11 protein-coding genes are annotated in these 14,591 nt (G+C 47.1%); 10 read left to right on the top strand and 1 reads right to left on the bottom strand.

All coding sequences use genetic code 11. The features are described from left to right. The first annotated feature begins 247 nt into the window (after positions 1–247). On the top strand, positions 248–1,255 hold the full coding sequence (locus tag JNUCC22_RS15850) for an LLM class flavin-dependent oxidoreductase (protein ID WP_007613877.1): 1,008 nt from the start codon (positions 248–250) through the stop codon (positions 1,253–1,255). 35 nt (positions 1,256–1,290) lie between these two features. On the opposite strand, the gene JNUCC22_RS15845 is transcribed toward JNUCC22_RS15850, so the two are convergent. Next, positions 1,291–2,379 (bottom strand): arabinose utilization transcriptional regulator AraR, encoded by a 1,089-nt coding sequence (locus JNUCC22_RS15845; protein ID WP_020956364.1) that lies wholly within the window; start codon positions 2,377–2,379, stop codon positions 1,291–1,293. Positions 2,380–2,635: 256 nt separating this feature from the next. On the opposite strand from JNUCC22_RS15845, the gene JNUCC22_RS15840 reads away from it, so the two are divergent. The 9 genes from JNUCC22_RS15840 to JNUCC22_RS15800 all read left to right on the top strand — a co-directional run bounded on the left by JNUCC22_RS15840 (position 2,636) and on the right by JNUCC22_RS15800 (position 14,561). Next, complete coding sequence (locus tag JNUCC22_RS15840) at positions 2,636–4,030, top strand: arabinose-proton symporter AraE (protein ID WP_003151605.1); 1,395 nt, start codon at positions 2,636–2,638, stop codon at positions 4,028–4,030. Between the two features lie 264 nt (positions 4,031–4,294). Beyond that, positions 4,295–5,329 (top strand): gapA transcriptional regulator CggR, encoded by a 1,035-nt coding sequence (gene cggR, locus JNUCC22_RS15835; protein ID WP_003151607.1) that lies wholly within the window; start codon positions 4,295–4,297, stop codon positions 5,327–5,329. A gap of 33 nt (positions 5,330–5,362) precedes the next feature. After that, positions 5,363–6,370: a type I glyceraldehyde-3-phosphate dehydrogenase gene (gene gap, locus JNUCC22_RS15830; RefSeq protein ID WP_003151611.1), complete on the top strand. Its 1,008-nt coding sequence runs from the start codon at positions 5,363–5,365 to the stop codon at positions 6,368–6,370. A gap of 321 nt (positions 6,371–6,691) precedes the next feature. After that, entirely contained in the window at positions 6,692–7,876 is a 1,185-nt protein-coding gene (locus JNUCC22_RS15825; RefSeq protein WP_016937889.1) for a phosphoglycerate kinase, read from the top strand. Positions 7,877–7,901: 25 nt separating this feature from the next. After that, positions 7,902–8,663: a triose-phosphate isomerase gene (gene tpiA, locus JNUCC22_RS15820; RefSeq protein ID WP_003151618.1), complete on the top strand. Its 762-nt coding sequence runs from the start codon at positions 7,902–7,904 to the stop codon at positions 8,661–8,663. Further along, entirely contained in the window at positions 8,656–10,191 is a 1,536-nt protein-coding gene (gene gpmI / locus JNUCC22_RS15815) for a 2,3-bisphosphoglycerate-independent phosphoglycerate mutase (protein WP_003151620.1), read from the top strand. Before tpiA ends, gpmI begins: the two co-directional genes overlap by 8 nt. 27 nt (positions 10,192–10,218) lie before the next feature. Further along, positions 10,219–11,511 carry a phosphopyruvate hydratase gene (gene eno / locus JNUCC22_RS15810; protein WP_007409956.1) on the top strand — a complete coding sequence of 431 codons (1,293 nt, stop codon included), beginning with the start codon at positions 10,219–10,221 and terminating at the stop codon, positions 11,509–11,511. 168 nt (positions 11,512–11,679) lie between these two features. Then, positions 11,680–12,960: a M28 family peptidase gene (locus tag JNUCC22_RS15805; RefSeq protein ID WP_015240616.1), complete on the top strand. Its 1,281-nt coding sequence runs from the start codon at positions 11,680–11,682 to the stop codon at positions 12,958–12,960. A 266-nt stretch (positions 12,961–13,226) separates the two neighbouring features. Continuing rightward, positions 13,227–14,561, top strand: coding sequence for a nucleotide sugar dehydrogenase (locus JNUCC22_RS15800; RefSeq protein WP_007613872.1), 1,335 nt, complete (start codon positions 13,227–13,229; stop codon positions 14,559–14,561). Positions 14,562–14,591 lie beyond the last annotated feature (30 nt).

Here is a 14,591-nt window from a genome sequence, read left to right as displayed (position 1 = left end):
ATCATACATATCTTAACATTATTGGGTCTGTTCTTTCAACGATAGGTTTTCACTTTTATAGGATGAAAAGCTCATCATATCTGAATGTAATAGATTCATTCATAAAGAGTTCACTAGTGACGACCGCTGACTGATTGTTCGAAGATCATCGAATCAAATTGTTTAACTCACGGGAAAAGCTGTGGTAAGGTGTGTGGTAGAGACCTTGTTTAAGATCTGCTTACACTAAACCGCAAAGGAGAAAACGATGGCTGAACATACATTGAAAGATACTGCGTTTTCCGTATTGAATTTATCGCCGGTCGTACAGGGGGGAACGGTTGCTGAATCGTTCCGCAACAGCATGGATTTAGCGCGCCGCGCCGAGGAGTGGGGCTATAACCGCTATTGGCTTGCGGAGCATCATAATATAGAAGGAGTTGCCAGCTCGGCAACGGCGGTGCTGATCGGCCACATCGCCGGCGGCACGAAAAAAATCCGCGTCGGTTCTGGGGGTATTATGCTGCCGAATCATTCTTCACTTGTGATTGCGGAGCAATTCGGAACCCTTGAAACGTTGTATCCGGGGCGGATTGACCTGGGGCTCGGACGCGCGCCGGGGACCGACCAATTAACGGCGAGAGCCTTACGAAGAAACATAAACAGCGGGGAAGATTTTCCGGAGCAGCTTGAAGAATTGAGAAATTACTTCAAACCGTCCGGCAATGTGCGCAATCAAGTCCGCGCCATTCCGGGCGAAGGGCTGGACGTGCCGATCTGGCTTTTGGGCTCAAGCGGATTCAGCGCGCGTCTTGCGGGAGAGCTCGGGCTTCCGTTCGCCTTTGCGGCTCACTTTTCACCGAAAAACACCGTGCCCGCTCTTGAGCTGTACCGCAGCTCCTTCCGTCCGTCAGACGTACTGGATCAACCGTACGCGATGGTCGGCGTCACCGTCATTGCCGCCGATACGGATGAAAAGGCGGAGCATCTGGCGACATCGCATTATCAAAGATTTTTAGACCTCGTCCGCGGCACGCCGAACCAGCTGAAGCCTCCTGTTGAAGACATGGATCAAATCTGGTCGCCGTATGAAAAAGCGATGGTCAATGAACAGCTCAGTTCAACGATCGTCGGCGGACCGGAGCGTGTGAAGGAAAAGCTGGAAAGCTTCATCCGGACAACACAGGCGGATGAAATCATGGTGAATTCAGAAAGCTTTGAGCATGCCGACAGAATGAGATCATTTGAGATCATTGCCGAATTAAAAAACAGCTGAGCAAAAAAAGCAATGTGCCGCGCACATTGCTTTTTTTATTCGCCGATCCGCCTGACTGAATTCCGGATGACGAGTTCCGGTTCATACACGACGTCATCCTTCTTCGGTTTTTTATGCTCTAAGCAGTCGATGACGTATTTTGCCGCCGCTTTCCCCATAATGGATTTCGGATGCTTGACAGAGGTGAGCTTCACCTCGGAAATCTGGGCGAAATGTGAATCGTCATAGCCCATGACCGATACGTCATCAGGCACCTTTAACCCGAATTCCCTGAGAAGATTAATCGTCTTCAGCGCAATTTCGTCATTGTAGCAAAGAATGGCCGTCGGGTGTGATCCGCTGTTTTGCTCAAGGGTATGTTTAATTTTTTGGAGAAGCACGGTTTCTTTTTCTTCAGTCGTGTAAGTGACGATCATGTCCGGAGACGGGAAAATCCCGCGCTCCCGATGCGCCTGCAGATAGCCGTTCATCCGTTTGACGCCCTGCGTGTCATCCGCTTTAAAGATTCCCATAATGTGCGTGTGGCCGAGGGACATGACGTATTCGCAAGCCATCATGCCGCCTTTGACATCATTGACGGAAAAGCTTGGTGCGGCCAGCTCCGCATAAGAGGCGTTAATCATGGCAAACGGAATGCCGTTTTTCTCCAGATTGAGATAGTAGCCGATGTTGGGCGTCTGCAGCGCGCTTTTCGTAGGCTCGACAATCAGCCCGTCTATATTTTTGGACAGCAGGTTTTCAAGACCGCGCCGTTCACTTTCTGTATTGTTGTTGGTGCTCGTCAGCAGCATGGAATAGCCCTGTTCGCTTAAATAAGATTCGATTCCCCTGATGATGCTCGGGAAAATATAGTCTGATATGTACGTTGTAATGACGCCGATCGTTTTGTTTGAATGCATGGCTGATTTCGCCGTGCGTGAAGCGACAAAGGTGCCTCCGCCCTGAACGCTGTACAGCAGCCCCTGCGAGACCAAATCTCCGATCGCCTTTCTGATGGTATGGCGGCTGACGCCGAACTGCTGCATCAGCTCATTTTCCGTAGGCAGCTTTTCGTCCGGCTGTATTTTTCCTTGATTCAGCCATGAACAAATTTCTTCTTTTACTTGAGCATATTTCGGTAGCATATCAATTCCTCCAAAATGTATACGGACAAATTCCAGTATAACATAGTAAGCCCTTTCATCAAGCTGTAAAAATAATTGACAGATTATGAAAAACTGCTTATTCTTTATTTGTACGTACTAATTTCCCTTATTTTTAGATAAAATTCTTTATAAGTACGTACAAATGTGGCGGTTCTGAAGAAAACAAAGCAACATCAAGCGCCGCACTCAGATTTGTAAGCGTTTTTATTCTATTATTCGCGGGAGGGTAAAATTCATGAAGAATCACCCGGCACCAATTGGCTCAAATGTACCTGTCACTCGGCAGCATTCCAAGTGGTTTGTCATTCTCATCTCATGCGCGGCCGGACTGGGAGGGCTTTTGTACGGTTATGACACGGCGGTGATTTCCGGCGCTATCGGTTTCCTGAAAGATTTGTACCGCTTAAGTCCTTTTATGGAAGGGCTCGTGATTTCAAGCATTATGATCGGCGGTGTTTTCGGCGTCGGGATTTCCGGATTTTTGAGTGACCGTTTCGGGCGGAGAAAGATTTTGATGGCAGCGGCGCTGTTGTTTGCGGTGTCAGCGGTTGTCTCTGCGCTTTCTCAAAGTGTGTCTTCCTTAGTGATCGCCAGAGTCATCGGCGGTCTGGGAATCGGCATGGGCTCCTCGCTTTCTGTCACGTATATTACCGAAGCCGCTCCGCCGGCCATACGCGGCAGTCTGTCTTCACTGTATCAGCTGTTTACGATATTAGGGATATCCGGCACTTATTTTATTAACCTCGCCGTCCAGCAGTCCGGCTCGTATGAATGGGGAGTGCACACCGGCTGGCGGTGGATGCTCGCTTACGGCATGATTCCGTCCGTCATCTTTTTTATCGTGCTGCTTATCGTGCCGGAAAGTCCGCGCTGGCTTGCGAAAGCAGGGCGCCGGAATGAAGCCCTCGCCGTGCTGACGCGCATTAACGGCGAGCAGACCGCGAAAGAAGAAATCAAACAAATCGAAACGTCTTTACAATTAGAAAAAATGGGTTCATTGTCTCAGCTGTTTAAGCCGGGGCTGAGAAAAGCGCTTGTGATCGGGATTCTGCTGGCTTTATTCAATCAGGTCATCGGCATGAACGCAATTACGTATTACGGGCCGGAAATTTTCAAAATGATGGGCTTCGGACAGAATGCGGGGTTTATCACGACATGCATCGTCGGTGTCGTCGAAGTGATTTTCACCATTATCGCGGTTCTTTTAGTCGATAAGGTGGGCCGGAAAAAGCTGATGGGGGTCGGATCTGCCTTTATGGCGCTGTTCATGATCTTAATCGGGGCATCCTTTTATTTTCAGCTGGCGAGCGGTCCGGCTTTAGTCGTCATCATATTGGGATTCGTCGCCGCTTTCTGCGTATCAGTCGGGCCGATTACGTGGATCATGATTTCGGAGATCTTTCCGAATCACCTCCGCGCACGCGCCGCCGGTATTGCGACGATATTCTTATGGGGGGCCAACTGGGCGATCGGCCAGTTCGTGCCGATGATGATCAGCGGGTTAGGGCTCGCGTACACCTTCTGGATATTCGCCGTCATTAATATTCTCTGTTTCTTGTTTGTCGTGACGATCTGCCCTGAGACGAAAAATAAATCATTAGAAGAAATAGAAAAACTCTGGATAAAATGAAAGCGTTTTACGACAAAAGTCCGCTCCGGCGGGCTTTTGTCTGTCACCTTCATTCCGTTTCTGTATATAATGACTGTATCAAGGAGATACTGGAAAATCCTGCGAAGAATGTCGAGGAATTGACCTTTAACAGTTGAATTAACAATGTCATCCTGTTAAAATAATTAAAGAAAGCAGACATAATTTTTTTTGGCTATGATGGGACGTTTTTTGTCATAGCGGGACATTTTCTGTCCAGTATGAATAGGAAGGAACGTTTGAGTCATGAACCAGTTAATACAAGCTCAAAAAAAATTATTGCCTGATCTTTTGCTTGTGATGCAGAAAAGATTTGAAATCTTGCAGTATATCAGGCTTACCGAACCGATCGGCCGCAGAAGTCTTGCTGCCAGTCTCGGATTGACCGAGCGCGTTCTCAGAAGCGAGGTTCAGTTTTTGAAAGAACAGAATCTCATCGATATTAAAACAAACGGCATGACAATGACGGAAGAGGGCTATTCACTGCTTTCGATTCTGGAAGATACGATGAAGGATGTTTTAGGATTGACGCTTCTGGAAAAGACATTAAAAGAGCGGCTTAATCTGAAAGACGCCATTATCGTTTCCGGAGACAGCGACCAATCTCCTTGGGTCAAAAAAGAATTAGGGAGAGCGGCCGTTGCATGTATGAAAAAGAGATTTTCAGGCAAAAATATCGTCGCTGTAACCGGCGGTACGACAATTGAAGCCGTCGCCGATATGATGACGCCGGATTCAAAAAACCGCGAACTCCTGTTTGTGCCCGCAAGAGGCGGTTTAGGCGAAGATGTGAAAAACCAGGCGAACACCATATGCGCGCATATGGCGGAAAAGGCTTCAGGTACTTACCGGCTTTTGTTCGTTCCCGGGCAGCTGTCACAAGGCGCCTACTCATCTATTATTGAAGAGCCTTCCGTAAAAGAGGTGCTTCACACGATTAAATCAGCGAGTATGCTCGTTCACGGAATCGGCGAAGCTAGAACAATGGCGGAGCGAAGAAACACGCCTTTGGAAGATTTGAAGAAAATAGATGACAATCATGCGGTGACAGAGGCATTCGGCTACTACTTTAATGCGGACGGAGAAGTCGTTCACAAGGTGCATTCAGTCGGAATGCAGCTTGATGACCTCGATGCCATTCCCGACATTATCGCGGTAGCGGGCGGATCATCAAAAGCAGAAGCAATCGAAGCTTATTTTAAAAAGCAGCGAAACACGGTTCTCGTCACGGACGAAGGAGCCGCAAAGAAGTTATTAAGGGATAACAGTCCCTCAATATAAATATCTCTCACTTATTTAAAGGAGGAAATAATCATGGCAGTAAAAGTCGGTATTAACGGTTTTGGTCGTATTGGACGTAACGTATTCCGCGCAGCATTAAACAATCCTGAAGTTGAGGTAGTAGCGGTTAACGATTTAACAGACGCTAACATGCTTGCTCATCTTTTACAATATGATTCCGTACACGGAAAATTAGATGCAGAAGTTAAAGTTGACGGCAGCAACCTTGTTGTTAACGGCAAAACAATCGAAGTTTCTGCTGAGCGCGATCCTGCGAAACTCAGCTGGGGCAAACAAGGCGTTGAAATCGTAGTTGAATCTACTGGTTTCTTCACAAAACGCGCAGACGCTGCGAAACATTTAGAAGCAGGCGCGAAAAAAGTTATCATCTCTGCACCTGCTAACGAAGAAGATATCACAATCGTTATGGGTGTTAACGAAGATAAATACGATGCGGCTAACCACCATGTTATCTCTAACGCATCTTGCACAACAAACTGCCTTGCGCCGTTTGCAAAAGTACTTAACGACAAATTCGGCATCAAACGCGGTATGATGACAACTGTTCACTCTTACACAAACGATCAGCAAATTCTTGATCTTCCGCACAAAGACTACCGTCGTGCGCGTGCAGCAGCTGAAAACATCATTCCTACATCAACTGGTGCTGCTAAAGCAGTTTCCCTTGTTCTTCCTGAACTGAAAGGCAAACTGAACGGCGGAGCTATGCGTGTGCCGACTCCAAACGTTTCTCTTGTTGACCTAGTTGCTGAACTGAACAAAGACGTAACGGCTGAAGATGTAAACGCAGCTCTTAAAGAAGCGGCTGAAGGCGATCTTAAAGGAATCCTTGGCTACAGCGAAGAGCCATTAGTATCCGGAGACTACAACGGCAATGCTAACTCTTCTACAATCGATGCTCTTTCTACAATGGTTATGGAAGGCAGCATGGTAAAAGTAATCTCTTGGTACGATAACGAAAGCGGCTACTCTAACCGCGTTGTTGACCTTGCAGCTTACATCGCAAAACAAGGTCTTTAATTCATAGCTCCCGGAAAGGGCCGGACTTGGTTCTTTCGGACAGAAACGCTATAATGAAAGCGGACAAGGGAAGGGGACGGACTCCCTTTCCCTTTTTCCATGAGAACCGGCTTTCAGAAAGCGCCGGATTGCTGCAGAACGTCCGCGTTTTGAAGTTTCCGCGGCACTTTCGTTTTCTGAGCCGCCTGCCCTGGCTCAGAAGACGATCTGCCCCGTGCCCGGAAGCTGCAATCTGCCCCGCGGCGGAAGCATCATGAGGCGGTTTCACGTTTCACGTTTTTCGTGCTATGCAAACCATTTTGAAGGAGGATCTCCTAAGGCATGAATAAAAAAACAGTAAAAGACATCGACGTAAAAGGCAAAGTCGTATTCTGCCGCGTTGACTTTAACGTTCCAATGAAAGACGGGGAAGTAACAGACGATACTCGTATCCGCGCTGCGCTTCCAACAATCAAACACCTTGCAGACCAAGGCGCGAAAGTCCTTCTTGCGAGCCACTTAGGCCGCCCGAAAGGCGAAGTGGTTGAGGAGCTTCGTTTAACTCCTGTCGCTGCACGCTTAGGCGAACTGCTCGGCAAAGAAGTGAAAAAAGCGGATGAAGCTTACGGCGATGCTGTAAAAGCACAAATTTCTGATATGAAGGACGGAGACGTTCTTGTATTGGAAAACGTACGTTTCTACCCTGGTGAAGAGAAAAACGATCCTGAGCTTGCTAAAGCATTTGCTGAGCTTGCGGATGTATATGTCAATGACGCATTCGGTGCTGCCCACCGTGCTCACGCATCTACAGCTGGAATTGCCGAGCATCTGCCGGCGGTTGCAGGATTCCTGATGGAAAAAGAGCTTGACGTTCTCGGCAAAGCCGTGACAAATCCTGAGCGCCCGTTTACGGCAATCATCGGCGGCGCGAAAGTAAAAGACAAAATCGGCGTAATCGAAAGTCTGCTTGATAAAGTGGACAACCTGATCATCGGCGGAGGTCTTGCTTACACATTCGTAAAAGCGCTTGGCTATGAAGTCGGTAAATCTTTGCTTGAAGAAGATAAAATCGAACTTGCAAAATCATTCATGGACCGCGCGAAAGAAAAAGGCGTTAAATTCTATATGCCGGAAGACGTTCTCGTTGCTGATGATTTCTCTAACGATGCAAACGTTCAAATCGTGCCGATCTCTGAGATTCCAAGTGATTTAGAAGCCATCGACATTGGTACGAAAACACGCGAAACGTATGCTGACGTTATCAAAAACAGCAAACTTGTCGTGTGGAACGGACCGATGGGCGTATTCGAAATCGACTTGTTCGCTCAAGGCACAAAAGCGGTTGCAGAAGCATTGGCAGAGGCTAATGATACATACTCTGTCATCGGCGGAGGAGACTCTGCGGCAGCCGTTGAAAAATTCGGCCTTGCTGACAAAATGAGCCATATCTCAACAGGCGGCGGCGCATCCCTTGAATTCATGGAAGGCAAAGAGCTTCCAGGTGTAGCTGCGCTGAACGATAAATAAAAACTGCTATAAGGAAGTGGAACAGATGAGAAAACCAATTATAGCCGGTAACTGGAAAATGAACAAAACACTCGGCGAGGCTGTCAGCTTCGTTGAAGAAGTGAAATCTTCCATTCCAGCAGCAGACAAAGCGGAAGCCGTTGTTTGCGCACCAGCTCTTTTCTTAGAAAAGCTGACTTCTGCTGTTAAAGGAACTGACCTGAAAGTCGGCGCCCAAAACATGCATTTTGAAGAAAACGGTGCGTTCACAGGTGAAATCAGCCCGGTCGCTCTGAAAGACCTTGGCGTGGATTACTGCGTCATCGGCCACTCTGAGCGCCGTGAAATGTTCGCTGAAACTGATGAAACAGTTAACAAAAAAGCGCATGCCGCTTTCAAGCACGGCATTGTGCCGATCATTTGCGTAGGTGAAACGCTTGAAGAGCGCGAAGCCGGAAAAACAAATGATCTTGTTGCCGATCAAGTGAAAAAAGGTCTTGCGGGTCTTTCTGAAGAGCAAGTTGCCGCTTCCGTTATTGCGTACGAGCCAATCTGGGCAATCGGAACAGGCAAATCTTCTACAGCGAAAGATGCTAACGACGTCTGCGCGCATATCCGTAAAGTCGTTGCTGAAAGCTTCAGCCAGGAAACTGCTGACAAGCTCCGCATTCAATACGGCGGCAGCGTAAAACCTGCAAATATTAAAGAATATATGGCAGAGTCCGATATTGACGGTGCTTTGGTCGGCGGCGCAAGCCTTGAACCGCAGTCATTCGTTCAATTATTGGAGGAAGGTCAATATGAGTAAAAAACCAGCTGCACTCATCATTCTTGATGGGTTCGGATTACGCAATGAAACAGTCGGAAACGCAGTCGCACAAGCGAAAAAACCGAATTTCGACCGTTATTGGAACCAATACCCTCATCAGACGCTGACGGCATCAGGCGAAGCAGTCGGACTGCCTGAAGGACAGATGGGGAACTCTGAAGTCGGTCATTTGAATATCGGCGCAGGACGTATTGTGTACCAAAGCTTAACACGCGTGAACGTTGCCATCCGCGAAGGCGAATTCGAACGCAATCAAACGTTCCTTGACGCCATCAAAAACGCGAAAGACAACGACAAAGCGCTGCACCTGTTCGGCCTTCTTTCTGACGGAGGCGTACACAGTCATATCAATCATTTATTCGCGCTGCTGAAGCTTGCGAAAAGTGAAGGACTGACGAAGGTGTATATTCACGGTTTCCTCGACGGCCGCGATGTAGGTCCGCAAACAGCGAAAACTTACATTCAGCAGCTGAATGAGCAAATCGAAGAAATCGGTGTCGGCGAAATCGCCAGCATTTCCGGACGCTACTACTCCATGGACCGCGACAAACGCTGGGACCGTGTGGAAAAAGCGTACCGCGCAATGGCTTACGGCGAAGGCCCGTCTTACCGCAGCGCGATGGATGTAGTCGACGATTCTTATGCGAACGGCATTCATGATGAATTCGTCATTCCGTCCGTCATCACAAAAGAAAACGGTGAACCCGTTGCGAAAATTCATGACGGCGATTCTGTGATTTTCTATAATTTCAGACCAGACCGCGCCATCCAGATTTCAAACACGTTTACCAACAAAGATTTCCGCGATTTCGACCGCGGTGAAAATCATCCGAAAAACCTGTATTTCGTCTGCCTGACTCACTTCAGTGAATCTGTTGACGGATATGTGGCTTTTAAACCGGTAAACCTTGACAATACGGTCGGTGAAGTATTAGCACAGCACGGGTTAAAACAGCTTCGCATTGCAGAAACTGAAAAGTATCCGCACGTTACGTTCTTTATGAGCGGCGGCCGCGAAGAAGAATTCCCGGGCGAAGAGCGCATCCTCATTAACTCGCCGAAGGTCGCGACATATGACCTGAAGCCTGAAATGAGCGCGTATGAAGTGAAGGATGCTCTTGTAAAAGAAATCGCGGCTGACAAGCACGACGCGATCATCCTGAACTTTGCAAACCCTGACATGGTCGGCCACTCCGGAATGGTCGAACCGACGATTAAAGCAATTGAAGCAGTGGACGAATGCTTAGGCGAAGTGGTTGACGCCATCATCGCTAAAGGCGGACATGCCATCATTACCGCTGATCACGGTAATGCGGACATTCTGATTACAGAAACAGGCGAACCGCACACTGCCCATACGACAAACCCAGTCCCTGTCATTGTGACGAAAGAAGGCGTGACGCTGCGCGAAGGCGGAATCCTAGGCGACCTCGCACCAACGTTATTAGACCTTCTCGGTGTTGAAAAACCGAAAGAAATGACCGGAACATCTTTAATTCAAAAATAAGCGTAAATCAAAAGGAGAGACAAACTCATGCCATACATTGTTGATGTTTATGCACGCGAAGTCCTTGACTCACGCGGCAACCCAACAGTTGAAGTTGAAGTATATACAGAAACAGGAGCTTTCGGCCGCGCATTAGTGCCAAGCGGAGCTTCTACAGGTGAATACGAAGCGGTTGAGCTTCGTGACGGCGACAAAGACCGTTACCTTGGAAAAGGCGTGTTAACTGCTGTTAACAACGTAAACGAAATCATTTCTCCAGAGCTTCTCGGCTTTGACGTAACTGAACAAAACGCAATCGATCAGCTTTTAATCGAGCTTGACGGAACTGAAAACAAAGGCAAACTTGGTGCGAACGCAATCCTTGGCGTATCTATGGCTTGTGCGCGCGCAGCTGCTGATTTCTTACAGATTCCTCTTTACCAATACCTTGGAGGATTCAACTCAAAAACGCTTCCTGTACCGATGATGAACATCGTAAACGGCGGAGAGCATGCTGACAACAACGTAGACATTCAAGAATTCATGATTATGCCTGTAGGCGCGCCTAACTTCCGTGAAGCGCTTCGCATGGGCGCTCAAATCTTCCACAGCCTGAAATCAGTTCTTTCTGCTAAAGGAATGAACACAGCTGTAGGTGACGAAGGCGGATTCGCTCCGAACCTTGGTTCTAACGAAGAAGCGCTTCAAACAATCGTTGAAGCAATCGAAAAAGCCGGCTTCAAACCTGGCGAAGAAGTGAAGCTTGCTATGGATGCTGCATCTTCTGAGTTCTACAACAAAGAAGACGGCAAATACCATCTGTCTGGCGAAGGCGTTGTGAAAACATCTGCTGAAATGGTTGACTGGTACGAAGAAATGGTTTCTAAATACCCAATCATCTCTATCGAAGACGGACTTGACGAGAACGACTGGGAAGGCCACAAACTTCTTACAGAGCGTCTTGGCAAAAAAGTTCAGCTTGTCGGTGACGACCTTTTCGTTACAAACACGAAAAAGCTTGCTGAAGGTATCAAAAACGGCGTAGGCAACTCTATCCTGATCAAAGTAAACCAAATCGGTACATTGACTGAAACATTCGATGCGATCGAAATGGCGAAACGCGCAGGCTACACTGCCGTTATCTCTCACCGTTCAGGTGAAACTGAAGACAGCACAATCGCTGACATCGCTGTGGCAACTAATGCAGGACAAATCAAAACAGGTGCTCCGTCCCGTACGGACCGTGTTGCGAAATACAACCAGCTTCTTCGCATCGAAGATCAGTTGGCTGAAACTGCTCAATACCACGGTATCAACTCTTTCTATAACTTGAATAAGTAATGGAATGGACGCCGGGAGATATTCTCCCGGCGTTTTTTTATGCTCCCGGGCTTTTCCCTCCTTTTTCATCATCTTCATTTGGTCAATAATATTCATTTTTCCCCTTTTTAAAGGAATCAGTGTTCTTCAATCGAAAGGGAAGAGGTGTTAATAAGAGGAGGGATTATGATGAAATTTTCATTTATGTCAGCCGCGGTGGCAGCAAGCGTCATATGGGGCGCGTCTGCCGGGCCGCTGTCCGAAACTCATGCTTATTCAGCCGTGACCGCGCCGGTTTTTGATGCTGATGAGGCATTGGACACGATGCATGATCTGAGTGAAACCATCGGACCGCGGGAAACCGGAACTGCGAAAGAAAAGGAAGCGGCTGAATACATATCGAATCGCCTGCGGGCTCAGGGCGCCAGTGTCAAAGTACAGTCATTTCCATTGAAAAAGTACTTTTCAGGTTCAGTCACAGCGGGAGATCATGAATTCCCGCTCCGCTCCGCTGATCAATCCGCTGTTGAAAAAGAGCTGAGAATTGAGGGAGGGATTTTTGACGGCGGCTGCGGATCACGCGATGACGTAACAGGAGCCAAAGGAAAGATTGCAGTGATACGCGAAGGAAAGATCCCCGTTTCTCAAAAGATCAAACATGCCGAACAAGCGGGAGCCAAAGCAGTCATTATTTATAATCAGACAACAAAACCGCTCGCCGTCCGTCCGCATACCGATAAAGGAATCACGATACCGGCGGCGGGTATGAAAAAAGAAGACGGTGAAGCACTGCTGCAGGAAAAGCAGGCAGTCATTCAATTTAAAAACTATAAAAACCGCACCTCACAAAATATTATAGGAACGCGCAAAGCGGCACAGGCCAACTCTTCTGATGCTGATATTATTTATGTCACAGCGCATTATGACAGCGTAAAAGGCGCGCCCGGAGCGGATGATAACGCCTCAGGCACATCTGCCGTTCTGGAAATCAGCAAGCAATTCACACACATACCGAAAGACAAAGAGATCCGCTTTATCCTGTTCGGTGCAGAAGAATTATGGTCTGCGGGTTCATCTTATTACGTCAGTACACTCACGAACAATGAAAGAAAGCACAGCCAGGCCAATTTTAATGCCGATATGATTGCGACTGACTGGGAAGAAGCGAGTCAAATGTGTGTCACGACTCCTGACGGCAGGGAAAACCCGAGTGTCCGGTATGCTGAAAAAGCCGCTGAAAAATCCCGCTTGGTCAAGCCCAACCTGATTCAGCTCGGTTACTCAGACCATGTCTCTTTTTATGAAGCAGGGATTCCGTCGGCTAACTGGATTTGGCTCAGCCCCGATACACAGGAGCCGGGGCCTTGGTATCACACCGAGAATGATAATATGAAACACATCAGCAAAGAACGATTAGAGAAAGCGGGATCACTCGTTTCCGCGGCTGTAACTGAGGCAGTGAAAGAATAAAAAAACAGGCTTCGGCCTGTTTTTTTATATTATTTTCTGTATATTCTCTCAATTAAGGGAGATTTTCTCACTCGTTACCAGATATATACCATTTGACAGGATTTTATTTTACAAATAAAAGAAAAATAAATAGATAATACCTAATTTATAAAAGGATGTAAAACTCATTTATCAAATTTTAACTTTTGTTATAATTGCGATATCGATCGATATTTGTTTTAAATTGTAAAAAACAATACTCTTTTCTATCTATTAGGGGGCGAAAAATGAATACTGTCACAAAAGAAGCCAGCAACCTTGGTCAAAAACGGCTGTTACATCTGATTGAAACGAAGCAGGCGATTGTAGGCGTGTTAGGCATGGGATATGTGGGATTCCCTCTTGCGCTGGAATGTGTCGATAAAGGATACAATGTTATCGGATTCGACAAAAACAGTGAAAAGGTTTCCTTGTTAGCCGCCGGAAGCAGCCATATTCAAGATATAGAGGACGACAGACTGAACTCGGCTTTACAAACAAAACGCTTTCAAATCAGCGCCGACATGTCGCTCATCCAAAAATGCGACATCATTGTGATATGTGTGCCGACACCCCTGAACAAAAAAGACAAGATCCCCGATTTAACCTACATCGACAGTGCAGTTGACAGCATGATCGCTTATGGAAGGCAGCATCAGCTTTTAATTTTAGAAAGCACCACCTATCCCGGAACAACGAAAAAAAAGATTGCCGACAGAATGGCATCAAGCCGCGGCATGAAAATAGGAACAGACTTTTTTACGGCTTATTCTCCGGAAAGAATTGATCCGGGCAACAGGCAATATGAAGTTTCAGATATTCCTAAAGTAGTCGGCGGAACCACACAGACTTGCACAGAACTTGCCTCAGCGTTTTACAGCACCATTGTTACAAGCATTCACCCGGTCACCTCACCCGAAGTAGCTGAAACAGCTAAACTCCTAGAGAATACTTATCGTTATGTCAATATAGCTCTTATCAATGAAATGGCGCTTAATTGCCGTGAACTTGATATTGATATATGGGAAGTCATCTGCGCGGCGGACACGAAGCCGTTCGGCTTTCAAAAATTTATCCCGGGCCCCGGAGTCGGAGGCCATTGTATCCCGATTGACCCTTTTTACTTCAAATGGATCGCGAATGAAAAAGGGCTGCAGACAAAATTAATTGATCTGGCGGACGAAATCAATTCCAACATGCCGATTTCTGTCTCTGACTATGCTTTGAAACTGTCGGGCAAAGACAAATGCAGCATCTTAATAATAGGGGCCGCTTATAAAAAAAATACAAATGACCCGCGTGAATCCTCAGTGTTTACGATAATGGAAGAATTGATGGACAAGGGATGCGCGATTGATTACCATGATCCGTTTATCAGCGAGATCCGCTTGAATGACGGAAGCCGCAAACAATCTGTCCCTTTCACAAAAGAACAAATCAATCAGTACGACGTCATCATCATCCATACAGATCACGATGTCATCGACTACAGTATTTTGAAGGATGCCTCACCGATTATCTTTGACACAAGAAATGTATGCAAGGAAAAATCAGCCGACAATTGCAGAGTTGTCACTTTATAGGAGGGAACGGTCATTAGTAATCGATTTATC

Origin of the sequence: Bacillus sp. JNUCC-22 (genome assembly GCF_018861275.1) — a bacterium.
GTDB lineage: Bacteria > Bacillota > Bacilli > Bacillales > Bacillaceae > Bacillus > Bacillus velezensis.
Note: the sequence above shows the minus strand (reverse complement) of the source record. Positions and strands in the feature narration are given on the sequence as shown.

Coding starts and splice junctions, on each gene's coding strand:
- JNUCC22_RS15850 (WP_007613877.1), top strand. CDS start 248: ATGGCTGAACATACATTGAAAGATACTGCGTTTTCCGTATTGAATTTA.
- JNUCC22_RS15845 (WP_020956364.1), bottom strand. CDS start 2,379: ATGCTACCGAAATATGCTCAAGTAAAAGAAGAAATTTGTTCATGGCTG.
- JNUCC22_RS15840 (WP_003151605.1), top strand. CDS start 2,636: ATGAAGAATCACCCGGCACCAATTGGCTCAAATGTACCTGTCACTCGG.
- cggR (WP_003151607.1), top strand. CDS start 4,295: ATGAACCAGTTAATACAAGCTCAAAAAAAATTATTGCCTGATCTTTTG.
- gap (WP_003151611.1), top strand. CDS start 5,363: ATGGCAGTAAAAGTCGGTATTAACGGTTTTGGTCGTATTGGACGTAAC.
- JNUCC22_RS15825 (WP_016937889.1), top strand. CDS start 6,692: ATGAATAAAAAAACAGTAAAAGACATCGACGTAAAAGGCAAAGTCGTA.
- tpiA (WP_003151618.1), top strand. CDS start 7,902: ATGAGAAAACCAATTATAGCCGGTAACTGGAAAATGAACAAAACACTC.
- gpmI (WP_003151620.1), top strand. CDS start 8,656: ATGAGTAAAAAACCAGCTGCACTCATCATTCTTGATGGGTTCGGATTA.
- eno (WP_007409956.1), top strand. CDS start 10,219: ATGCCATACATTGTTGATGTTTATGCACGCGAAGTCCTTGACTCACGC.
- JNUCC22_RS15805 (WP_015240616.1), top strand. CDS start 11,680: ATGAAATTTTCATTTATGTCAGCCGCGGTGGCAGCAAGCGTCATATGG.
- JNUCC22_RS15800 (WP_007613872.1), top strand. CDS start 13,227: ATGAATACTGTCACAAAAGAAGCCAGCAACCTTGGTCAAAAACGGCTG.